The sequence below is a fragment of the Pseudomonas putida genome (assembly GCF_001941965.1).
Classification (GTDB): Bacteria; Pseudomonadota; Gammaproteobacteria; order Pseudomonadales; family Pseudomonadaceae; genus Aquipseudomonas; species Aquipseudomonas putida_L.
Window position 1 is genome coordinate 1 of record NZ_MKZO01000037.1, and the last position, 22,686, is coordinate 22,686.

Consider the following 22,686-nt stretch of genomic DNA (forward strand, 5'->3'; position numbering starts at 1 on the left):
TCAAGAACCATGCTGGCAGCACGTTGCTTAAACTCGCGGGTGTAGGTCTTCCGTTCTTGCATAGAACCTCCTGAATGGGCGAATCATATCGCCCTTAAGAGGTGTCCGGGATCATTAGGCCAGTTCAGCTTGCCAGCGATGAGGCCCTCAAGAACACCCATAAAACCTGGGCAAGTCCCGTCCCAGAGCCTCGCCTTGTGCGAAACATTTCACAAATCTTTCACTTTATTTCGAACTTTCCTACAGACCCCTCCCTCGAAGCCCTGCATTCGTTAATACGTTTACCGTCATGGAGGCTTCACCAATGCGTACCCGTAACCTGCTCGCCCCGACCTGCATCCTGGCCCTGCTGGGCGCGCCCCTGGCTGCCGTCGCTGCGCCGAGCACCGACCCGCTGTTCACCCTCGGTCTGACGGGCAGCTACGACAAGTTCAAGTTCGAAGGCGGCAGCGAATCCGACGATAGCCATATGGGCCAGGGCGGTGTGTTCGCCACCTTCGGCAACAAGCTCACCGCCGAATCCGGCTTCATCTACCAGCTCGGTGCCGAGGCCAAGTACGGCAAGAAGAACGACAACAAACTCAAGGAAGCCCAGGCTGACCTGGACCTCGGCTGGCGTGCCGCGCTGGATGCGCGCAACTTCGTCGATGTCAGCGTGGGTGGTGGTTATGGCTGGTCGCGCTTCGAGCCGGACATCAACGACATCGACACCAAGCTCACCGTCAAATCGCCGTTCGCCAAGGCAGCGCTGGGCTACAACCACCAGTTCGACGCCTCGACCCTGCGCGTCGAAGTCGGTGCCCGCCACACCATCGACGGCCGTGCCCGCCTGAAGGTCGAGGACTTCGGCAGCGACAGCGTCGACCTCAAGGACCGCACCAACCCCTACGCCGAAGTCAGCCTGCTGATGAACCAGCAGGGCGGCATGCCGATCCAGGTCGGCGCCTACTACACCCGCACCGAGTACAAGCTGGACGAGGACTCGGCAGTGGCTGACAACACCAAGCTCAAGCGTGACGAGTTCGGGGTGAAGGTGGGTCTGGCATTCTGATGCAGTAAGTCGCGACACAGCAAAACCCCTGTGGGAGCTGGCTTGCCAGCGATGAGGCCAGATCGGACAACAGTGTTGCCAGTGAGGGCCCTATCGCTGGCAAGCCAGCTCCCACAGGGGCCAAGGTGACCACAGAATCTGTGCTGTGTCAGTAGCAGCAACCTACTGCTGAGCCATTGCTCCTGACGCAACAGTCAAAACTCCCAACCCCGCCACACCCCTTGATCCACAAGCCCTCCAGCCTCTGGCACGGGCATTGCCATGGTCCAGCCATCCGTAATCAGAGAGCTGCCCATGACCCTGCCTTTCCGCCGCCAGCCCCTGGCGCTGTTGATCGCCGCGACCTTGCTGCCTGCCCACGCCGCCCTGGCCGACGACACCGATAAACCCGATGCCCTGCCCACCGTGACCGTCACCGCGCAGAAGCGCGAAGAGTCGCTGCAGGACGTCGCCGCCGCCGTCTCTGCCGTCTCTGGCAAGCAGATCGAACAGACCGGTGGCGGCTTCACCGCCGGCAAGGCGCTGCAGGACGTGCCCAACGCCATCGCCCCGGAATTCGCCGGCAACCAGCGGCCACGCTGGTACATCCGCGGCATGGGCTCGGGTGACATGGCCCCGACCACCGTCTACCCGGTGGGCATCTATGTCGACGACACCTATATCAGCCCGCATATCGCCACAGGCGGTCCGCTCTATGACCTGGAACGGGTGGAGATCCTGCGCGGTCCGCAAGGCACCCTGTGGGGCAAGAACACCACCGGCGGGGCGATCAACTTCGTCTCGCGCAAGCCGCAGTTCGAGAAGGGCAACGGCTACCTGAAGATCGACGCCGGCAACTACGAGTCGCGCCTCTACGAAGGCGCCTATGGCGGCACCCTGGTGGACGATCGCCTGGCCGCCCGGGTGGCGTTCGTCGACCAGAGCAAGGACGGCCAGTTGAAGAACATCGTCGATGGCCATACCGTCGGCGATGTGCACGACCAGGCCGTGCGCGCGCAAATCCTCGCGCGCCTGAGCGACGACCTCGACGCCACCCTGCAGATCCGCTCCCGTGACTACAAGGGGCAGGGCATCGCCACCCGCGCCTGGGGTGCCGGCCCCGGCGGCACCACGCTGTTCGGCCCGGCACCCACGGTCAAGGACGATGAAGCGGCCTTCACCGGCAAGGGCGAGGACCGCATCCAGCACAACGGCGTGCAACTGAACCTGCACTGGGACCTGGGCGAGCTGGCCCTGGATTCGATCACCGCCTTCGACGACATCCAGGAAAAGGCCCAGGGCCCGAACATGGGCATCTACGAATTCGGCCGCTCCTATGGCGACGATCACTGGCGCCAGGTGTCCCAGGAACTGCGCCTGTCCTCGGCCAGGAACCAGGTCGTGAGCTGGATCGTCGGTACCCACCTGTTCCATGAAAGCCTCGACAGCGCCAGCAGCAGTGCGATCCTGCCCACCGCCTACAACGCACCTTTCGATGTCGCCAGCTATGGCCGGACCGACCTCGACCAGACCACCACCAGCTACGCGCTGTTCGGCAGCAGCACCTGGCAGGCCACCGATGACCTGAGCTTCACCCTCGGCCTGCGCTGGACCCGCGAGACCAAGGACATCGACCTGAACCGCGTCGCCTCGGCGGATGCCGCAGACGTGTCCTTCGCCAGCAGCAACCGCTGGTGGAAGGACTACACCGGCACCCTGGCCACCGTCGCGACCCAGGACGAGCAGCGCACCTGGAACAAGCTGACCTACGACTTCACCCCCGAGTACCAGCTCAACGACAACGCCCGGGTGTATTTCCGCTACGCCAAGGGCTTCCGCTCCGGCGGTTTCAATGGTGGCGCCACGGTGCAGGCGGAGACCTCGGTGGTGGCGCCGGAGAACGTCGATGCCTACGAGCTGGGGCTCAAGAGCGAGTGGTTCGACGAGCGTCTGATCGCCAATGCCAACGTCTTCTACTACGACTACGCCGATATCCAGGTGAATACCGTGTCGGTGAGCAACGGGCAGGTGGTGTCGCTGCTGACCAACAGCGGAGCCGGGGTGATTCGCGGGGCGGAGTTCGAACTGCAGGCCTTGCCGTTGCAGAACCTGCAACTACGCGGTTCGCTGGGCTTGCTGCATACCGAGTTGAAGGACTTCTCGTCACCGGGCGGCCCGGATTACTCGGGTAACCGCATTGCCCGCTCGCCGGAGCGAACCCTGTCGGTGGGGGCGAGCTACCGGATTGCGCTGGAGGGCGGGGATGCGGTGACGCTGGATAACAGCTGGCGCTATCAGAGCCGCATTTACTTCCTGCCGACGGCGCAGGAGGACCACAGTGTTTCGCAGGGTGGGTACACGCTGGGGAATGCCAGCCTGACGTATCACGTTGCCGGGAAGCAGGACCTGGACCTGAGCGCCTACGTCAACAACCTTACCGACAAGCGCTACAAGACCGACAGCGTGCCGCTGCCGTTCGATATCGCCTGGGATGCGCGAGGGGATCGCAGGACTTATGGGGTGTCGGTGACTACCCACTTCTGATGGTGTCTGTACTGGCCTGATCGCTGGCAAGCCAGCTCCCACAGTGTCCGCGGCGCACGCAGAACCTGTGGGAGCTGGCTTGCCAGCGATAGGGCCCTCAGCACCCACATCATCCAAACCACCGGGCCAACCCACTCGGCGTCAACCCGGTCCAGCGCTTGAACGACCTGCGGAAATTGGTCGTATCACTGAACCGCAGGTAGTTGCACACCTCTTCATTGGTGTACCCCTTCATCTGGTACAGGTATAACGCCACGTGGCGCCGCACCAGGTCCAGCTGCTGCTGGAAATGGGTGCCATGCTTGCTCAGCTTGCGCTTGAGGGTAGTCGGACTGATACCGAAGGCGGCAGCGACACGGTCGAGGTTGATCGGCTCATGGATATGCCCGTGCAGGTGATCGAACAGCTCATCCAGAAAACTCGCCCCACCTCCCAGCGCCTCCAGTTGCCCCAGACACGCCTGCCGCGCCACCAGCCCAGGTGTCGCAGCGGCATTGGGCAACGGTCGATGGATATATTCCCGAGGCAGGGAGAGCAGGGTGATCTGCGCATCGAAACGCACTTCTTCGCCGAGATACACCCAGTACTGCTCAATATGCCGCGGCTGGCTCCAGGCGCACTGGATACGCCAGGGCAGATGCTCGCCGACCAGCCGCCGACTCATTGCAAGGACCGCGCTCAGGCAGGCTTCACCGAGAAACTGCGCCTGGTTGCCGGCACCACAGCCATCCTGCCAATACAGATGCAGGTAATGCTCCTCCAGCATCAGCCGCGGCGTCAGCAGCGGGCTGAGCAGGGCATGGAACTCGCACAGGTGTTCCAGCGCCTGGTACAGGTCGCGGGCATGCAGCAGGGTCTGGCTGGCCTCGCCGTAATGCCCTGGCAGCAAGCGCTGACCAAAGAGGAAAGCACTGTCATCGGCATCCAGCAGGCGCCGGGCATTGTCGATCAGGGTCAGGAACTGCTCCTGGCTGAAACGCGTTGCGCCCCGGCTGACATCCTCGTAGAACACCTCGCAACCGCGCAGCAGACGGTGGCTGTCGATGCCCCGGGAAAGGGCCAGGTCGATCAGGGTTGCCGGTTGGTAGTGGCCGACGATGAAACGCTGATCACGCTCGTAGCCGCTCATGCCGCCCCCTGCTGCGGAGCCTGGCGCTTGGCCCTGGCGATACCGAGGTTGACCCGCTTGAGCAGGCTGTCTACATCGTCGTCATAGGCCATGGCCGCCGCCACGCTGGCGTGCAACTGCAAGCGCTCGCCGTGGCGTTGGGTCTTGTAGGCGAAGCTGGCCACTGCCTGTTGCAGCTCCCCGGCCAGCCAGCGGGCCTGGGTTTCGCCGGTATTGGGCATGACCACGACAAAGCGATCGCCGGCCAGACGGCAGAGCACATCCTGCTGGCGCAGGTTGAGCAACAGCAACTGGGCCAGCGCCTGCAGCAGGTGATCGCCCTCGGCCTCGCCATGCATCAGGTTCACCGCGCTGAAATCATCGATATCCAGCACCACCAGCGACAGCGGCTGCTCTTCGCGGGCCGCCTGTTCCAGGGCCAGTTGCACATGCTGCTTGAGGTACTGGGCACCGCCCAGCGGGGTCAGCTTGTCGAACAGCAGGTGTTCGCGGAACAACCCCTCGCGCTTGCTCATCTGCGCGTTGATCGCCTGCTGTTCCTGGTGCAGGTGATAGATGCCGAAGGTCACCAGGAGCAGGCCCACCGGCATCGGCGCGGTTTCCAGCCAGTTGTCCCAGACCGCGTCCGGGGCCAGGCGGATGAATTCGTCGAGCACATCCATCCACCAGGAAAAACACACGCAGGCCATGCCCACCGCCAGCAGGCGACTGACCCGGCCGGCCGGGCGGCTGCGCATCAGCATCACCAGCCAGATCAACCAGATCAGCCCCGAGCCGCCTTCGCCGACCACGTCCATCCAGTTGATCTGCGCCCATGGCTTGACCTCGCCGAAGGCCAGGTAGATCTGCAGGCCGAGGTTGGCGGCGATGGCCAAGCCGACAAAGGTCAGGGTGTGCAGTTTGAGCAGTGATTTCATTGACGGTCTCCGGGTCGGGCGCTGGCTAGCGTGCCCGACCTAGGTCACAAGGGTGTTACAGGGATTTGCTGCGGGATTTGCACGGCAACTGGTCCGGGCCTTGTTCGCCGGTGCAGAAGCGCTCCGCCGGCAGGTTCTTCGCCGGCTCGCTCAGGCGATTGCTTCCCTGCTTGTCGCGGTTCAGGTCGAAGGCGTCGTAGAGCGTGCCGTTGGCGGTGAAGCTGCGCACTTCCAGGCGCGACGGCAGCACCTCGACGGTCTGGTACAGCTGGGTTTCCTCGGCGCTGCGGTCCGGCTGCTGGCGGGCGCGGTCGTTGAGGCCGTACATCTTCGAACCGGCCACCGAGACCATGTACACCGGGCCCTGGACCTTGCCGGCGGCGTGGTCCTTCTTCGCCGCGACACGGCCTTTTTCATTGCTCAGGCGGCTGTAGCAGTGGTCGTGGCCCTGCAGCACCAGGTCCACCTTGTAGCGTTCGAACAGCGGTTTCCACGCGGCCTTGAGCGGGCCGGTGTCTTCCGGGCGGGCGCAGGTGAAGATCGGCTGGTGGGTGACGACGATCTTCCAGCGCGCCTTGCTCTCCTTCAGGCGCTGTTCCAGCCACTGGCTCTGCTGGTCGAGGGTGTTCAGGTCGAGGGCGGCAGTCCCGTCGAGGACGATGAAACGCACGTCCTGGTAGTCGGTGAAGTAGGTGGTGGTTTCCAGTCCCTTCACACCATTGCCGGGCAGGGCGAACTGCTTCGCCCAGTGCGGACCGAGCACGCGGCCTTCGCTGCCATCGGGGTTCACGCTGTCCAGGTACTCGTGGTTGCCGGTGGCGACCACCTGTGGCACCCCGGCGTAGTGGAAGCCACCGGCCTGGTTCCATTCGCCCCATTCATCGTCGTGGACCAGGTCGTCGCGCTGCGAGGTGAGGTCGCCGGCATGCACCACCAGCGCCGGGCTGGCGGTGGCGTGCAGGGCCTGGCGCACGCTGCGCGAGGCGATGGAGAGGATGTCGTTCTGGGTGTCGCCGAGGTAGATGAAGCGGAAGGGCTTGAAGCCAGCGGCGGCGGTGCGGAACTGCAGCCATTCGCTCCAGCCGTCGGCGCCCTTGACCCGGTACACGTAGGGGGTGTCCGGTTGCAGGTCGGTGAGGCGGACCTGGTGGTACAGGGCGGCGCCGTTCTCGGTATCCAGCGACTGGCTGCTGCCTTCGAGCAGGATGGCGCGTTTTTCCAGTTGCGGACCGTCGAGGGCCGGGGCCAGTTGCAGCTGGCTGGCCGCCTGGCGGCTGTCGGTGCGGAAGGTCACGGCCATTTCCCGGGCCGGGTTGGCGCCGGGGGTCAGGACGATACGGTCGGCCAGGCCGGTGGCGGCGTAGGGCGCGCCGGGTGAATGCGGCAGGGGTTCGGCTGCGCTGGCGTTGCCGATGCAGGCGGCGAGGGCGAGGGCCAGCAGGCTCAGGCGGGACATGGAGGATCCTTGGGTCGGTGAGTTCTGGCGGCCAAGGAAACAAAGGCAAATGACGCTTGGGTTACAGGGTGGGGGGTCTATTTGGACGCTGGCAGATGTGAAAAAATGTTGGTTTTTCAGTGTTCTCAAGGGCCTCATCGCTGGCAAGCCAGCTCCCACAGGGACCGCGTGCACCGCTGAACCTGTGGGAGCTGGCTTGCCAGCGATGAGGCCGGTACAGCCAATGAAGAGTGAAAGGGGGTCATATCAGGCCAATTCCCCGCGAAAACCACCCGAAAATGCCCCGATCCGACCGCTGTGAAAATCCCTGTCACAGATCTGCCACACGCCAGCCCTAGCGTGCCCCTCAGTTTCCGCCGGGTGTGGCGGATCGACTTCAGGGGAGCAACAACGTGGCAATCGTCAGATTCAAGATCAGCCTGCTCAGCATGGCCATCGCCGCCAGCCTGCCGGCCTTCGCCGAAGACAAGGTGGAGCACGTCAACGTCGTCGGCCAGGCCGCCAGCCTGGACCAGGCGCTGAAGGAGCAGAAAGCCTCCGACACCATCCGCAGCGTGGTCCACGCCGATGCCGTCGGCCAGTTGCCCGACGATAACGCCGCCGAAGCCCTGCAACGGATTCCCGGCCTGTCGGTGGAACGCGACCAGGGCGAAGGCCGCTTCGTCAGCGTGCGTGGCATCGGCCCGGACCTGAACAGCGTGACCATCAACGGCACCCTGTTGCCCGCCCCGGAAGCCGACCGCCGCGCCGTGGCCCTCGACGTGCTGCCCACGGAGCTTGTGCAGTCGCTGTCGGTGGTCAAGTCGCTGACCCCGGACATGGACGCCAACTCCCTCGGCGGCACCATCGAGGTGGAAAGCCTGTCGGCCTTCGATCACCCGGGCCTGTTCTACACCGTCAGCGGCGAAGCCAGCCACGACGAGAACACCAGCCAGACCAGCCCGAAATTCTCCGGCGCGTTCAGCAACAAGTTCAGCCTCGGCGACGGTATCGACAACTTCGGCGTGGCCGCCGCCCTTAGCTGGCAGCAGCGCGATTTCGGCTCGGACAACGTCGAGACCGGCGGCGCCTGGGACTTCGAAGGCGACCAGCCACGCCTGGAAGAAGCCGAACAGCGTGACTACCGCATCCGCCGCGAACGCACCGGCGCCGGCCTGAACTTCGATTACCGCCCGGACGATTTCTCCAGCTACTACCTGCGCACCCTCTACAGCCGCTTCAAGGACACCGAGACGCGCAATGCCGCCGGCATCGAGTTCGAAGACCCGCAAGCCTCCGGCGAGCGTGGCGACGGCGAAGGCTGGCGTTCCCTGAAGTCCCGCGAGGACACCCAGGAAATCCAGTCCTATGTATTCGGCGGCGAACGCCTGATCGATGCCTGGACCCTCAGTGGCCAGGTCGGCTACAGCAAGTCCAGCGAGAACGACCCGGGCGGCATTGCCGACGCCAAGTTCGAAGGCGACTTCAGCGACATCGGCTTCGACGGCACGCGCAAGCCACGCCTGTCCACCGGCGCGGCCTTCTACGACCCGAACGCCTTCACCCTGGACAAGGTGGAGTGGGAGAAAGCCAATTCCACCGACGAAGAAAAGAACATCCGCTTCGACCTCGCCCGCGACTACGAACTGGCCGGCAACAGCTCCCAGGTCAAGTTCGGCGCCAAGGCCAGCCGCCGCGACAAGCGTGCCGACACCGATATCTGGGTTTACGAGGACTTCGACGATGTCACCCTGGCCGGCTACCAGAGCGGCAAGGTCGACTACTCCCTGGGCAACTTCGGCAACGGCATCAGCGCCGGGGCGATCAAGAACCTGATCGGCGGGATGGACCGCGATGCCTTCTACGACGAAGAAGAATCGCGGATCAACGACTTCACCATGCGCGAAGACATCAACGCCGCCTACCTGATGAACACCGTCGATGTTGGCGCCTGGCGCTTTATCGGCGGCGTACGCTACGAGGGCACCGAGTTCGAGGCCAAGGGCACCGGCCTGCGTGACGGCGAGTACAGCCCGACCGAAAGCCGCAAACGCTATGACCACTGGCTGCCGGGCCTGCACGCGCGCTACCAGTTCACCCCGCAGACCCAGTTGCGCGCGGCCTGGACCAACACCGTGGTGCGCCCGACCTTCGGCCAGCTGGCGCCGGGCTTCATGATCGACGATGGCGAAGGCGAAGCCGCCTTCGGCAACCCGAACCTCAAGCCGCTGGAATCGATGAACCTCGACCTCGGCATCGAGCACTACATGGGCCGTGCCGGCACCGTCTCGGCGTTCCTGTTCTACAAGGACATCGACAACTTCGTCTACAACACCGACCTGGCCGGCACCGGCGAGTGGGTCGACTTCGACGAGGCCAAGACCTTCGCCAACGGCCAGAGCGCCAAGCTGTATGGCATGGAGCTGGCCTACTCGCAGAAATTCGACTGGCTGCCGGCGCCGTGGAACGGCCTGCTGCTGGGCGGCAACCTGACCCTGAGCAAGTCCCGCGCCGAAATCGAAGGCCAGGGCCTGACCCGGCGCATCGACCTGCCCAACCAGTCCGACACCGTCGGCAACCTGACCCTCGGCTGGGAAGACGACAAGCTCAGCCTGCGCGTGGCCGCCAACTACAAGTCGAAGTACCTGGCGGAAGTCGCCGGCATCGATGACAAGGCCCACGACCTGTACTCGGACGAACAGCTGTTCGTCGACTTCAAGGCCGGCTACTTCATCACCCCGGACCTGCAACTCACCTTCGAGGCGCAGAACATCACCGACGAGTCCTACTACACCTACACCGGGCGCTCGCGCTTCAACTCGCAGTACGAGGAATACGGCCCGACCTACAAGGTTGGCCTGACCCTGACCCACTTCTGATCGCCAGCCCGAGACCCGAACATGTTCAATGCAAGACCTTTCACCTTCGCCGGGGGCCTGCTGCTGGCCCTGGCGGTATCCCAGGCCGTGGCCGCCGCGCCGCTCCTGACCCTTGGCGAGCGCCTGCCCGGCAGCGTCGAGAATGCCCGTCTGTTGAGCACCGATGCCTTCTGGCCCGGTGCCGACCGCCTGGTCGCCGGCAAGCAGGGCCTGCAACTGCTCAAGGCCGACGGCCAGGTGCTGAGCCAGCTCGATGGCCGCTACAAGGGCCTGGACCTGCGCAGCGACCAGGACGCGTTGCTGGTGGCGACCGTCGATAGCAAGCGCCAGCAGGCCGTGCTGGTGCAGTTGCACAAGGACAAGGGCTGGAGCACGCCGCTGTACCTGCCCAAGCGTGATTTCCCGGTCGAAGGCCTGTGCCTGTATCGCGACAGCGCGCGCAACAGCTTCGTCTTCCTGATGGGCGCCGAGGGCGTTGGCGAGCAGTGGTTGGTCGCCACCGCCGACAAGCCGCTTGGCGAAGCCCTCCGCGTGCGTGGCTTGAGCCTGCCGCCACTGAGCGAGCACTGCCAGGGCGACGATGCCGGCGACAGCCTGTTCGTCAATGAAGAGAGCGTCGGTTTCTGGCGTTATGGCGCGGCCGCCGAGGCGCCGCTGCAACGGCGTCCGGTGGACTTGCGGGCGCCGTTCGGCTCCATCGCCAAGCGTGCGGCCGGGATGGCGGTAGTGCCCGGCGGTGTGCTGGCCCTGGATCCGCTGGGCGCCAGCCTGCACCTGTATCGCCAGGCCGGCACGAGCTGGAAAGCCGAGGCGAGCCTGCCGCTGGCCGGTCTCAAGGAGCCCGAGCAACTCAGCGTGCGCCAGGACGCCAAGGGCCTGGACCTGTTGATCGTCGACGATGAAGGCCAGCGCCGTGCCCGTCTCGACTGGGACCTGCCGGTTGCCAAGGTCGCCGCGCCGGTCCCGGTATTGCCGGCCCAGGTCCAGACCGAGCCGGTCCCGAGCTTCGGCGATGCCGCCGACGATCCGGCGATCTGGGTCAATGCCGCCAACCCGCAGCAAAGCCGGATCATCGGCACCGACAAGAAGGGCGGGCTGCTGGTGTACGACCTCGCCGGCAAGCAGCTGCAGGACCTGCGTGTCGGCCGGGTCAACAACGTCGATGTGCGCAATGGCTTCAAGCTCGGCGAACGCACCGTGGACCTGGCGGTGGCGAGCAATCGCGATCACAACAGCCTGCAGGTGTTCGCCATCGAGCCGCAGACCGGCGAAGTCAGCCCGCTGGGCGAGGTGGCCACGCCGCTCGAGGAAATCTACGGCCTGTGCATGTTCAAGGATGCGACGGGTGCCATCCACACCATCGTCAACGACAAGAACGGCAGCTTCCTGCAATACCGCCTCGGCACGGCTAAAGGGCAGGTCGAGGGCGAACTGGTACGCCGTTTCGCCACCGCGACCCAGCCGGAAGGCTGCGTGGCCGACGACCGTGGCCAGCGCCTGTTCATCGGTGAGGAAGACAAGGCGGTCTGGACCCTGGATGCCCGCGCCGATGCGCCGATCACGCTTGAGAAAGTCATTGCCGTGGGCGACCCAATCAAGGCCGATATCGAAGGCCTGGCGTTTTACCAGGGCAAGCAGCGCGACTACCTGGTGATCTCCAGCCAGGGCAACGACCGCTACGTGGTGGTCGAGGCCAGGCCGCCGTATCGCCTGCGCGGCGCCTTCGCGATTGGCCTGAATGCCGAACGCGGCATCGACGGTGCCTCGCAGACCGACGGCCTGGAAGTCACATCCGCCAACCTCGGTGGTCCGTGGAGCCAGGGCCTGCTGGTGGTGCAGGACGGCCGCAAGCGCATGCCCGAGGGCCGGCAGAACTTCAAGGCGATTGCCTGGAGCCAGGTGGTCGAGGCGCTGCAGCTCGATTGAGCCGCTGTCATCAACCGGCAATGCCGTTGTCATCCAATACACGACGCCCCGCCTGGTGCGGGGCCAAGGAGCAAAGAACATGCACGCAAGCGAACATATGAGCATCTGGGGCCTGGTCAGCGATGCCAGCCTGGTGGTGCAGGCGGTGATGGCCTGCCTGGTGCTGGCCTCGCTGCTCAGCTGGTACCTGATCGTCCAGCGCGGCTGGGCGCTGGGCCGCAGCGAAAAGGCCTCGGACGGCTTCCTCCAGCGGTTCCGCGCCAGCGGCGACTTGGCCCTGCTGTACCGCGAAAGCCAGGCGCGCACCGCCGAGGGCGATGACGAGACGCCGCTGCAGCGCCTGTTCGTCGATGGCTACCAGGCCTTCGCCCAGTTGCAGCGACAGCCGCAGATCGAGAATTCCGCCGTGCTGGAAGGTGTCGAGCGCAGCCTCTACGTGTCCCTCGCCGAGCAGGACGAACGCCTCGACAAGGGCCTGGCCTTCCTCGCCACCGTAGGATCGGTCAGCCCGTACATCGGCCTGTTCGGCACCGTGTGGGGGATCATGAATGCCTTCCTCGGCCTGTCCCAGGTCCAGCAGGCGACCCTCAACACCGTGGCCCCGGGCATCGCCGAAGCGCTGATCGCCACCGCCATCGGCCTGTTCGCGGCGATCCCGGCGGTCATGGCCTACAACCGCTTCAGCGCGCGCGGGCAGATGCTCAGCGCCCGCCAATACGCCTTCGCCAATGAATTGCAGGCGCGCCTGCACAAGCGTCTGCACTGCACCCCAAGCATGGCTGCGGTGGCCTGAAAGGAGTTTCCCCGATGTTGGTAAAACCCCAGCGCAAGCACGCCGTGAAGGCGGAAATGAACGTGGTGCCCTATATCGACGTGATGCTGGTGCTGCTGGTGATCTTCATGGTCACCGCGCCGATGCTGGTCCAGGGCGTCAAGCTCGAACTGCCCAAGGTCGCCGCCCAGGCCATGCCGGCCGACAGCGAGCGGCAGGTGCTGACCCTGTCGGTAAAGGTCGATGGCGGCTTCTACTGGAATGTCGGGCCGGACCTCAAGCTCGACGGGCAGAGCGACAGCGCCGTGAGCCTGGAGGAGATGCGCGACAAGGTAGGGCGGATCATTGCCGAGCGCGGTGATACCCAGGTCTATGTGCGGGCCGACCAGGGTGCCGATTACGGGCGGGTGGTTGCCGGCATCGCCGAGTTGCAGCGTGGCGGGGTGAGCAACCTGGGCCTGATTACCGAGGAGCCTTGAGATGGCTGCGATGAGTCTGCCGCTGTCGGCCCCGGTGCCGTCCTTCAATCTGCCGAAATGGCGCGCCAATGCAGGTGCCGCGGGCGTGGCCGTGGCCTTGCATGTGGCGGTGGCGGTGGCCTTGCTCGGGCATGACTACAGGCCGCAGATGCCGGCGCCGGTGGTGCCGGTGATCACTACGCAGTTGATCAGCGTGCCGCTGCCGGAACCGGTGGTTGAGCCTGTGGTGGTGCCGGAGCCGCCTGCGCCTGCCGTTGTCGAGCCGCCGCCTCCGGAAGTAGTGAAGGCCCCGGCGCCGGTGGTGCCGACCGAGGCGGAGCTGGCGTTCAAGCGCGAGCAGTTGCGCGAGAAGCAGGAGCAGGTGGCGGAGCAGAAGCGTCAGCGTGAGGAAGTTCGTCAGCGCCAGGAGCAGCAGCGGCAGGAACAATTGGCGCGGGATGCAGCCCAGGCGCGGGAAGCTGAACAGCGCCTGGCCGCCGAGCGTCGGGCGGCGGATGAGCGTACCCGTGCCGCAGCGGCGGCGAGCCAGCAGTACCTGCCGATCACCAAGAAAGCCCCGGACTACCCGCAACGGGCGCTGGACAAGGGTATTCAGGGGGATTGCACGGTCAGCTACACGGTGGATACCCAGGGCAAGGTGCGTGATCCGCAGGTGCTGGATGGGTGCCATCCGTGGTTTGCCCAGCCGTCGTTGCAGGCGGCACGGAGCTTTCGGTATCAGCCGAGGATTGTGGATGGCCGGGCGGTAGAGGTGCCCGGGATCAAGAACACCTTCCACTACAGCATCGAGCAAGGCTCCCGGTAGAGGGTGATGCTGATGGCCTCATCGCTGGCAAGCCAGCTCCCACAGGGTTGCGGTGCATGCGGTCCCTGTGGGAGCTGGCTTGCCAGCGATAGCGGTCTCAAGGCAACGTCGCAGGCCGTAGGTACTCGGGCTGGAGTGTGTTGAACCAGAACAGGATCATGCTCACCAGAATGGTCACCAACACCAGTAACCCAACCCCCCACACCGAAGCCGCATAGAGAAACCCCTGGTCCTGGGTCAACCGCATGAATTTCGGCAACCCCACGAACAGCAGATACGTCGCATAAGCCCCCGCCACGATCAGCGCCGCCACTGCCAGCCAGCGACTCGGATACAACCCGGTGATCCCCGCCAGGAAATACGGCGTGGTGGTGTACGCCACGAAACCGATGCACTGATTCAACGTTGGCCGCGCCTCGAAGGTCCGCGACATCCAGCGGATAAACCCGCCCATGATCAGCGTGCCCAGCAGCATGGTGACGTACAGCAGCACCCCAAGCTGCAACCCACTGGCCATGCTGACCCGCACCCGATCGCCCTCGGCCAGGCTCCAGCCGGTCCAGGTCACCCCGATGAACAGGCAGATCGCCGGGAGTAGCGCCCAGAGCAGCAGGTGCGGGAGGTAGTGACGCGGCTGCCGTTCTTCTTCGGTGCGGATATCCATCCAGGCGTAATCCGGGTGGGTAAGGAGTTTGACCAGGTGAGCTTTCATCGGAGGGATCTCCTGTCAGCGATGAAGTTTGGAAACAGAAGGGTTTTCCGGCGTTCAGTTTTTGTCGGGGCAGGGCGCCGAGTGGTCGGTTGACAGGCCGGTGATCATCTCGATGGATCTTTTTCACCAGCGCAGCGGTCGGTTTCTGCAACGGTCATCCACGGAGAACTATCATGCCTTCCAGCAAGCACCCGGGCGCTGCGTCCGACCAGCACATGCCCGGCGAAGTGGAGCGCGACAACGACGCCCACCGCCCCGATCAACCCGGCCAGGGCAAGCGGGATTCAACTGCCCAGGAACACGCGAAACGCCAAGGCGGCGGGCAGGGAAAATATTCGAAGTAAATGGCGCAATCGTTTGTCCGGTTGGTTATTTCAATATTCCGCACCTGTGGAAGTAGCAATTCCGCACCTGTGGAAGTAGCAGGATGTTTTTCCGCTGTTGCAGCATTGAAATACCGGCCGTCCGTTAATTCAGAAAAACCGCCGCGTTTGTTGGCGGAAATATTCCGGGGCGTTAGTCTCACTGACGTACTTATAAAACCCGGGCACAGGAGCGTGAATATGAAGTATCGCGGAAAACACTATTGGGCCTGGGCCGAAGCGCCTCTGATGAGTCGTTCCCATGAAGAAGTGCTGGACGGTGGCGAGATTGTCGATGTGCAGGTGCGGCTCTCCCGGCTTGGCGCAACCCAGCTGTTTATCGGGGTCTACAACGCCGGCGGCACGCTGATGTTCGAGGAAACCTATGATTCCCGGCCGGGCGAAACCATGACCCGGGCGATGAACTGGGGCACGGCAAGGGCGCGTTTGCTGGCCAGTGAATCGATGGGCGGGAATATTGTTGCGGTATTGTGAAGTGTCGGGTTAGTTGGTGTTTTAACTATTGTCGTCCTGTTGTAATTGAACTGTTTTTGTTCTTTCTGGCCTCATCGCTGGCAAGCCAGCTCCCACAGGTACTGCAGTACACGCGGTCCCTGTGGGAGCTGGCTTGCCAGCGATAGGGCCCGGGAGAACACTCCGCATTCAACTGTCCATCCAGCAACAGTGGCTCAACATTTTGCTGTTTCAACAGTCGCACTGACTGTTGCCTGAAACCATCAAGCCCCTGAAATACAAGGCTTTTCCTGCTTGGCATGGGAAATGCAATAGCCCTGTGGTCATCGCATTCCAGGATTCATCTTTCCCATGACCACACCTGCCGTTTCCGCCCATTACGACCTCCGCCAGCCGGATGCCCATGTCATCCGCGACGATGCCGAAGCCATCGCCGTCGCCCAGCGCATCGCCGCCTTGCTCCGCGAAGGCGCCGCCGAGCGCGACCGCCAGCGCCGGGTGCCCGCCGATGTAGTCGATGCCTTCTCCAACAGCGGCCTGTGGGGTATCACGGTGCCTCGCAGCCATGGCGGCGCCGAAGTGTCCTTCGCCACCCTGGCCCGGGTGATCGCCATCGTCTCCGCCGCCGACCCGTCCCTTGGCCAGATCCCGCAGAACCACTATTGCTTGCTGGAAGACATCCGCCTGCAAGGCACAGAGGAGCAGAAGAGCTTCTTCTTCGACCTGGTGCTCAAGGGCCATCGCTTCGCCAATGCCCTGTCGGAAACCGGCGGCAAAACCGTGGTCGATATCCAGACCCGCCTGGTCGCTGAAGACGAGGGTTACCGCATCGACGGGCGCAAGGGCTACTGCACCGGCTCGCTCTACGCCCACTGGATCGGCGTGCTGGCCCTCGACGCAGAGGACCGCGCGCACCTGGCCTTCGTCGAGCGTGGCACCCCGGGCCTGGTGGTGGTCGACGACTGGGACAGCATCGGCCAGCGCACCACCTCCAGTGGTACGGTGATCGCCGATGGCCTGCGCGTTCCGGCGTTCAACCTGTTCCCCAGCTACCGCTCCTATGAAGTGCCGACCCTGGCCGGCCCGTTCGCCCAACTGACCACCGCCGCCATCGACGCCGGTATCGGCCGTGCTGCGCTGGACGACACCATCGCCTTCGTTCGCGAGCATGCCCGGCCGTGGGTTGATGCCCAGGTGGAGAAGGCTGGGGATGATCCGCTGACCATCATCCAGATCGGCTCACTGGAGATCCGCCAGGAAGCCGCCGAAGCCTTGCTGGAGCGCGCTGGGTGGGTACTGGATGCTGCCAAGCCGAGTCCTGACGAAGACAATGTCGCCGCCGCCTCGGTAGCCGTGGCCAAGGCCAAGGTGCTCACCACCGAAGCCGCCATCGAAGCCAGCAACCGCCTGTTCGAGCTGGGCGGCACCCGCTCTTCCCTGGCCCGGCACAACTTCGACCGCCACTGGCGCAATGCCCGGGTGCACACCCTGCATGACCCGGTGCGCTGGAAATACCACCTGGTCGGCAACTGGGCGCTGAACGGCATCAAGCCGGCGCGGCACGACTGGAACTAGGGGGCGGCCATGAGCAAGCAGATCCGCCTCAACGCCTTCGCGATGAACACGGTCGGGCACCTGTCCCCCGGCCTGTGGCGCCATCCCCGCGACCAGTCGCGGCGCTACACCGATATTCATTACTGGGTGGAGCTGGCGAAAACCCTCGAACGCGGGCGTATCGACGGGCTGTTCATCGCCGATGTGCTCGGGGTCTACGACGTCTATGGCGGCAGTGCCGATGCGGCGCTGAGCACCGGGGCGCAGGTGCCGGTCAACGACCCGCTGCAACTGGTCCCGGCCATGGCGGCGGCCACCGAGCACCTGGGGTTTGGCGTGACGGCCTCGGTGTCCTTCGAGCATCCGTTTCCCTTCGCCCGGCGCATGTCCACCCTCGATCACCTGACCCAGGGCCGCGCGGGCTGGAATATCGTCACTTCGTACCTGAGCAGCGGCGCGCGCAATCTCGGCCAGCGCGAGCAGCTGTCCCATGACCAGCGCTATGCCCTGGCCGAGGAATACCTGCAGGTCTGCTACAAGCTCTGGGAAAGCAGTTGGGAGGAGGGCGCGGTCCGAGCCGATCGCGACAGCGGAGTCTATGCCGATCCGGCGAAGGTGCATGGCATCGGGCACGAGGGCGAGTACTTCAAGGTGCCCGGCTTCCACCTCAGCGAGCCGTCGCCACAGCGTACCCCGGTGCTCTATCAGGCCGGTGCGTCCAGCCGGGGCCGGGCCTTTGCCGCGGCCAACGCCGAATGCGTGTTCGTCGCCGCGCCAAGCAAGGCGGTGCTGAAGAAGCAGGTGGAGGAGTTCCGTGCGGCAGCCGTCGCTGCCGGGCGCGCCGCCGACGATATCGTCATCCTCGAACAGCTCACGGTGATCGTCGCCGAGACCGACGAGGCGGCCCTTGCCCGTCTGCGCGAGTACCGCGAGTACGCCAGTGCCACCGGCGCCCTGACCCTGATGTCGGGCTGGACCGGGATCGATTTCTCGCAGTACGGCCCGGAGCAGATCCTCAAGGAAGTCCCGAGCGACGCTATCCAGTCGGCAGTGGAAGCCTTCACTCGCGCGGACCCGAACCGCACCTGGACCACCGCCGAGATCGCCGACTACTGCGCCATTGGCGGCGACGGCCCGGTGCTGGTCGGCTCGGCCCGGACCGTGGCCGACCAGTTGCAGGAATGGGTCGAGGCCACCGGCGTGGACGGCTTCAACCTGGCCAGCGTGGTCGCCCCGGAGACCTTCGTCGCCGTGGTCGACCTGTTGGTGCCGGAACTTCAGGCTCGCGGCCTGTTCAAGCGCGAATACGCCGAAGGCACCCTGCGCCACAAACTGTTCGGCCAGGGTGACCGCCTGCGCGCGCCGCACCCGGTAGCGGCGCTGCGGCGGGAGCACGGGCAATGAACGAGTTGCTGGTCAACCTCAACTGGGGCGAAGTCGGCCAGGCCAGCCTGGAGACCCTGAGCATGCTTGCCGCTGCCCTGGGATTCACCGTGCTGCTTGGCCTGCCGCTTGGCGTACTGCTTTATCTCACCGGACAGCGCCAGTTGCTCGCCAGCCCTGGCCTGTACCGGGGCATGTCGCTGGTGGTCAACGTCCTGCGTTCGTTGCCGTTCATCATCCTGCTGATCGTGCTGATTCCGGTCACCACCTTGCTCACCGGCACCTCGCTGGGCGTGCGCGGCACCATTCCGCCGCTGGTGGTGGGCTGCACGCCGTTCTTCGCCCGGCTGGTGGAAACCGCGCTGCGCGAGGTGGATCGGGGCCTGGTTGAAGCCAGCCAGGCCATGGGTGGCAGCACCTGGCAGATCATCCGCTACACCCTGTTGCCGGAATCGCGCACCGGGATGATCGCGGCGGTCACGGTGACGGCCATCGTCCTCGTCGACTACACCGCCATGGCCGGGGTGATCGGCGGTGGCGGGCTGGGCGACCTGGCGATCCGCTTCGGTTACCAGCGCTTCCAGACCGACGTGATGGTGGTCACCGTGCTCTTGCTGATCCTGCTGGTGCAGGCCCTGCAAATGAGCGGCGACCGCCTGGTGCGGCATTTCACCCGTCGTTGAAACACCTTTTTGCCTACCTTTGGAGTCAGACCATGTTCAAGCAATCCCTGGCGCTGCTTGCCGCTGCCATCATCAGTTTCTCCGCCCACGCCAATGAAAGGCTCACCGTCGGCGCTACCCCGGTGCCCCACGCGGAGATCCTCGAATTCGTCAAACCGGTGCTGGCCAAGGAGGGTGTAGACCTGGATATCAAGGTCTTCACCGACTTCATCCAGCCCAACCTGCAACTGGCGGAAAAGAACCTCGACGCCAATTACTACCAGTACCGGCCGTTCCTCGATGACTTCAACAAGACCCGCCACACCGACCTGGTGCCGGTGGTGGGGGTGCATATCGAGCCCTTCGGTGCCTACTCGACGAAGATCAAGGATCTGAAGGACCTGCCGGACGGCGCCAGCGTGGCGATTCCCAATGACCCGGTGAATACCGGCCGGGCGCTGGTGCTGTTGCATGAGGCCGGGCTGATCAAGCTCAAGGACCCGAGCAACACTTTGGCGACCCAGCGGGATATCGCCGAGAACCCGAAGAAACTGAAAATCCGGGAGCTGGAAGGCGCCTTGCTGGCGCGGGCGGTGAACCAGGTGGATTTGGCCTTCGTGTTCGCCAACTACGCGCTGGAGGCGGGGATCGACACCAGCAGTGCCCTGATCGTCGAGAAGGGCAAGGACCTGTATGTCGAGTACCTGGTGGCGCGGCCGGACAACCTCCAGGACCCGAGGATCCAGAAGCTGGCCAAGGCGTTGAATACGCCTGAGGTCAGGCAGTTCATCCTGACCCGGTATAAGGGCCAGATCGCCCCGGGGTTCTGAGCCTGAATCTTCATCTGCCTTGAGGGCCTCATCGCTGGCAAGCCAGCTCCCACAGGGTCCGCGTGCGCCGCTGGACCTGTGGGAGCTGGCTTGCCAGCGATAGGGCCCTCAGCAACAACACAACAATCCCGGACCCTCCCCATGACCAGCTTCCCCCCGGAATCCCTCACCACCCACCTGCACCTCCAGGGCATCGGCAAGCGCTATGGCAGCCTCACCGCCCTGGCGGAGATCGACCTGCAGATCCATCGTGGCGAGATCTTCGGCATCATTGGCCGCAGTGGCGCCGGCAAGTCCTCCTTGCTGCGCCTGATCAACCGCCTGGAAACCCCGAGCGCCGGCCAGGTCCTGGTCAACGGCCAGGACATCGCCCGGCTGACCAGCGCCGAACTGCGCCCGCTGCGCCGCCAGGTGGCGATGATCTTCCAGCACTTCAACCTGCTCGCCACCCGCACCGTCGCCGAGAACATCGAGCTGCCGTTGCAGATGGCAGGTGTCCCGGCGGCGGAGCGGACGCGCAAGGTGGAGGAATTGCTGCAACTGGTCGGCCTCGGCGAGCGCCGCGATGCGTATCCGGCGCAGCTTTCCGGCGGCCAGAAACAGCGGGTCGGTATTGCCCGGGCGCTGGTTCTCGACCCGCAGATCCTGCTCTGCGACGAAGCCACCTCGGCCCTCGATCCGGAAAGTACCCAGGCGATCCTGCAACTGCTGCGGGATATCAACCGGCGCCTCGGACTGACCATCGTGCTGATCACCCATGAGATGGAAGTCATCCGCGATCTCTGCCATCGGGTCGCCGTGCTCGAGCGCGGGCACGTGGTGGAGCAGGGCGAGGTCTGGCGGGTGTTCGGTGATCCGCAGCATGAGGTCAGCCGGATCCTGCTGGCGCCTTCGGAGCATCGTGAGGCGGTCGAGGTGGCGGGGGAGCAGGTGCTGGATCTGCACTACACCGGCGAGCATGGGCTGGAGCCGGATCTGGCGGCGCTGAGCAAGGCGCTGCCGGGGTTGCGGTTGTTGCACGGTGGGGTGGAGCGGATCCAGGGCCGGGCGCTGGGGCGGTTGCGGGTGGCGGTCAAGAGTGGCGATCTCGAGTGCGTTCAGATGCTGGCAGATCGAGTGGATGAGGTTCAGATTGCGCGTTACTTGTAGGCGGGCGCCGGCAAGCTACGGCTGAATCAAAAAGTCAGACGTTTCTGCTTAATCCTTCAGATTTGCCCTACTTATTTACCAACGCATTGCTTCCATGATCTGGCTCGATTGGATGGCACCAAATAACGACGAGGCCTACAGCACCCTTGCTATCCATGTGCAAACCACCAGCAGCGGCCCGTCGCCAGATCTGGAGTAGCTTCATGTCGTTAAAAGATTTCCAGCAAGCCACAGCCTTGGGCCCTGATGCTCTGTTTCTCCTGGAGGGTGTCACGCTGGATACCCTGCCGGGCAGAGACCATCCACCCAAGCAGATCGTCATCCAGGCCCTGCCTCTGTCAAAAGTCCCGGTGGCCATGCGCAAGATGAATTGGCACACCGCGGCAGCCTTGATGCAGCGCTGGTTTGACAGCCCAGCATGGCAAATGCCGGAGGCGTGGAAGGAGGAGAAAACCAGGCCTGATCCCATGACCCTGACGCGAGCTCATTGCGATGAGGGCATCGTGAAGATGAGTTGGGCGATGGGGTTCGCGCGTTGTCGAGAGGCTGTGTCCCTGGCAGCGTCAAGGATCCACACGCCGAATGGCGTTCAGCGGCTGAATGACCTTCTGGTGAAGGCCGGATGGGACAGAAAGGCCCCCATCCGGCTCGGTGATTTGAATGCGACCGCTCGGGTACTCGATGTGACAGCCCAGGTAAACGTTGCGCCGTTAGGGAGTCTGTCCGACCCGCTGGACGATATGTACGGTGCGCTCGGACAGGCGATAGTCAAGGTGTGTGTCTCGGGCAGGGCCTTTGTCGAGCAAGAGCCAGGGAACCAGCGCTCGATCGGCTATTTTCAGGTGGAGAGGCTGGGGTTCTATATCCGGGATCACTATGACTTCAATGGCTTTCAGTTCTTGGGGATCTGGACACAGGACCAGATATTGAACCGCTCTGAATTGATAGAGGTTGCGACAGGTGGAAGTGCCCCGATTTTCGAACTCGGTGATACAGCCTTCGCTTCGGTAACAAACGGTGACTTCAGGAAGTATCGGGATAAGGTTGGAATGGGCGGAGACTTTCTCCTTTACTCCGATGTTCTGTGGGTCGAAACCGACCAGATCATCAACCTGGGACCGGTATCGTGAACCGAACTTCCCGAGCTATTGCGCTCGCCATCGCAATCTCGGCAGCCCTTTGGGCTGCTTCTGGATGGTGGGAAAAAGGCTTGGCGACACAATGGGACGAGATCAGCAGCCCCAACGGCTGCTACCGACTGCAAAGTCTGAAGCCGTTCTGGGTTCTGCCCGATATTTTCCATCCCCGTGCAGATCCCAATGAAGATGTTCCAGCACAAAGATGGCCGCTGTGGAAATACCCGGGCTTCTATCGTCTTTACGATAACCGCACGGGAGAGCTGTTAGGGGAAAGCAAGATCTACGACCTGGCTCAGGCCAGTGGAACAATCAACTGGGGAGTGAGCGGTGAGGTGTATGCCGGGTTGATTCATGTCGGTCCCAATGCTCCAGACTGCATCTATGACCAACCGGTAAAACCAGGGCGCAACCAGTAAGTACAAAGATTCTGCAATCAGGCTCATCGCCGGCAATGCAGCTTTCCACAAGGTTTGACGGCATACGCGATACCTGTTGAAGTCCACCC

The 22,686-nt window shown here is 64.0% G+C and carries 20 protein-coding genes; 16 read left to right on the top strand and 4 right to left on the bottom strand.

Annotation, left to right across the window (positions count from 1 at the left end; all coding sequences use genetic code 11):
- The first annotated feature begins 304 nt into the window (after positions 1–304).
- Positions 305–1,051, top strand: a complete 747-nt coding sequence (locus tag PSEMO_RS21500) for an outer membrane beta-barrel protein (RefSeq protein ID WP_075804992.1) — start codon at positions 305–307, stop codon at positions 1,049–1,051.
- Positions 1,052–1,345: 294 nt separating this feature from the next.
- Positions 1,346–3,574 carry a TonB-dependent receptor gene (locus tag PSEMO_RS21505; protein WP_075804993.1) on the top strand — a complete coding sequence of 743 codons (2,229 nt, stop codon included), beginning with the start codon at positions 1,346–1,348 and terminating at the stop codon, positions 3,572–3,574.
- Positions 3,575–3,683: 109 nt separating this feature from the next.
- On the opposite strand, the gene PSEMO_RS21510 is transcribed toward PSEMO_RS21505, so the two are convergent.
- Genes PSEMO_RS21510 through PSEMO_RS21520 form a run of 3 tightly spaced genes read right to left on the bottom strand, consistent with a single transcriptional unit; the run spans position 3,684 to position 7,076 of the window.
- Positions 3,684–4,703 carry an AraC family transcriptional regulator gene (locus PSEMO_RS21510; protein ID WP_075804994.1) on the bottom strand — a complete coding sequence of 340 codons (1,020 nt, stop codon included), beginning with the start codon at positions 4,701–4,703 and terminating at the stop codon, positions 3,684–3,686.
- On the bottom strand, positions 4,700–5,620 hold the full coding sequence (locus PSEMO_RS21515; RefSeq protein WP_075804995.1) for a GGDEF domain-containing protein: 921 nt from the start codon (positions 5,618–5,620) through the stop codon (positions 4,700–4,702). The genes PSEMO_RS21510 and PSEMO_RS21515 overlap by 4 nt, the downstream gene beginning before the upstream one ends.
- Positions 5,621–5,675: 55 nt before the next feature.
- Positions 5,676–7,076, bottom strand: a complete 1,401-nt coding sequence (locus PSEMO_RS21520) for a purple acid phosphatase family protein (protein ID WP_075804996.1) — start codon at positions 7,074–7,076, stop codon at positions 5,676–5,678.
- A gap of 428 nt (positions 7,077–7,504) precedes the next feature.
- Here PSEMO_RS21520 and PSEMO_RS21525 point away from each other — a divergent pair, with 428 nt between their 5' ends.
- The 5 genes from PSEMO_RS21525 (at position 7,505) to PSEMO_RS21545 (ending at position 13,916) form a co-directional block, all read left to right on the top strand.
- Positions 7,505–9,934 carry a TonB-dependent receptor gene (locus tag PSEMO_RS21525; RefSeq protein WP_075805033.1) on the top strand — a complete coding sequence of 810 codons (2,430 nt, stop codon included), beginning with the start codon at positions 7,505–7,507 and terminating at the stop codon, positions 9,932–9,934.
- 21 nt (positions 9,935–9,955) lie between these two features.
- Positions 9,956–11,860, top strand: a complete 1,905-nt coding sequence (locus PSEMO_RS21530; protein WP_075804997.1) for a phytase — start codon at positions 9,956–9,958, stop codon at positions 11,858–11,860.
- Positions 11,861–11,939: 79 nt separating this feature from the next.
- Positions 11,940–12,653: a protein TolQ gene (gene tolQ, locus PSEMO_RS21535; RefSeq protein WP_075804998.1), complete on the top strand. Its 714-nt coding sequence runs from the start codon at positions 11,940–11,942 to the stop codon at positions 12,651–12,653.
- A 14-nt stretch (positions 12,654–12,667) separates the two neighbouring features.
- The gene (locus PSEMO_RS21540) at positions 12,668–13,111 is read left to right on the top strand and encodes an ExbD/TolR family protein (protein ID WP_075804999.1); all 444 of its coding nucleotides are present in this window, start codon (positions 12,668–12,670) and stop codon (positions 13,109–13,111) included.
- A gap of 1 nt (position 13,112) precedes the next feature.
- The gene (locus tag PSEMO_RS21545) at positions 13,113–13,916 is read left to right on the top strand and encodes an energy transducer TonB (protein ID WP_305955602.1); all 804 of its coding nucleotides are present in this window, start codon (positions 13,113–13,115) and stop codon (positions 13,914–13,916) included.
- A gap of 97 nt (positions 13,917–14,013) precedes the next feature.
- On the opposite strand, the gene PSEMO_RS21550 is transcribed toward PSEMO_RS21545, so the two are convergent.
- Positions 14,014–14,628 (bottom strand): Yip1 family protein, encoded by a 615-nt coding sequence (locus tag PSEMO_RS21550; protein ID WP_075805000.1) that lies wholly within the window; start codon positions 14,626–14,628, stop codon positions 14,014–14,016.
- Positions 14,629–14,801: 173 nt separating this feature from the next.
- Between PSEMO_RS21550 and PSEMO_RS33565 the strand changes: the two genes are divergently transcribed.
- From PSEMO_RS33565 to PSEMO_RS21590, 9 genes are all read left to right on the top strand, one after another.
- On the top strand, positions 14,802–14,972 hold the full coding sequence (locus PSEMO_RS33565; protein WP_178392033.1) for a hypothetical protein: 171 nt from the start codon (positions 14,802–14,804) through the stop codon (positions 14,970–14,972).
- A gap of 219 nt (positions 14,973–15,191) precedes the next feature.
- A complete protein-coding gene (locus tag PSEMO_RS21555; RefSeq protein ID WP_075805001.1) occupies positions 15,192–15,485 on the top strand; it encodes a hypothetical protein in 294 nt (97 codons plus the stop codon).
- 330 nt (positions 15,486–15,815) lie between these two features.
- Positions 15,816–17,039, top strand: a complete 1,224-nt coding sequence (locus PSEMO_RS21560) for an SfnB family sulfur acquisition oxidoreductase (protein WP_075805002.1) — start codon at positions 15,816–15,818, stop codon at positions 17,037–17,039.
- Between the two features lie 9 nt (positions 17,040–17,048).
- Entirely contained in the window at positions 17,049–18,422 is a 1,374-nt protein-coding gene (locus PSEMO_RS21565; RefSeq protein WP_075805003.1) for an LLM class flavin-dependent oxidoreductase, read from the top strand.
- The gene (locus PSEMO_RS21570; protein WP_075805004.1) at positions 18,419–19,084 is read left to right on the top strand and encodes a methionine ABC transporter permease; all 666 of its coding nucleotides are present in this window, start codon (positions 18,419–18,421) and stop codon (positions 19,082–19,084) included. The genes PSEMO_RS21565 and PSEMO_RS21570 overlap by 4 nt, the downstream gene beginning before the upstream one ends.
- A gap of 32 nt (positions 19,085–19,116) precedes the next feature.
- A complete protein-coding gene (locus PSEMO_RS21575) occupies positions 19,117–19,893 on the top strand; it encodes a MetQ/NlpA family ABC transporter substrate-binding protein (protein WP_075805005.1) in 777 nt (258 codons plus the stop codon).
- 141 nt (positions 19,894–20,034) lie between these two features.
- Positions 20,035–21,042, top strand: coding sequence for a methionine ABC transporter ATP-binding protein (locus PSEMO_RS21580; protein ID WP_075805006.1), 1,008 nt, complete (start codon positions 20,035–20,037; stop codon positions 21,040–21,042).
- A 203-nt stretch (positions 21,043–21,245) separates the two neighbouring features.
- Entirely contained in the window at positions 21,246–22,172 is a 927-nt protein-coding gene (locus PSEMO_RS21585) for a DUF6402 family protein (RefSeq protein ID WP_075805007.1), read from the top strand.
- Complete coding sequence (locus PSEMO_RS21590) at positions 22,169–22,597, top strand: hypothetical protein (protein WP_256721168.1); 429 nt, start codon at positions 22,169–22,171, stop codon at positions 22,595–22,597. The genes PSEMO_RS21585 and PSEMO_RS21590 overlap by 4 nt, the downstream gene beginning before the upstream one ends.
- Positions 22,598–22,686 lie beyond the last annotated feature (89 nt).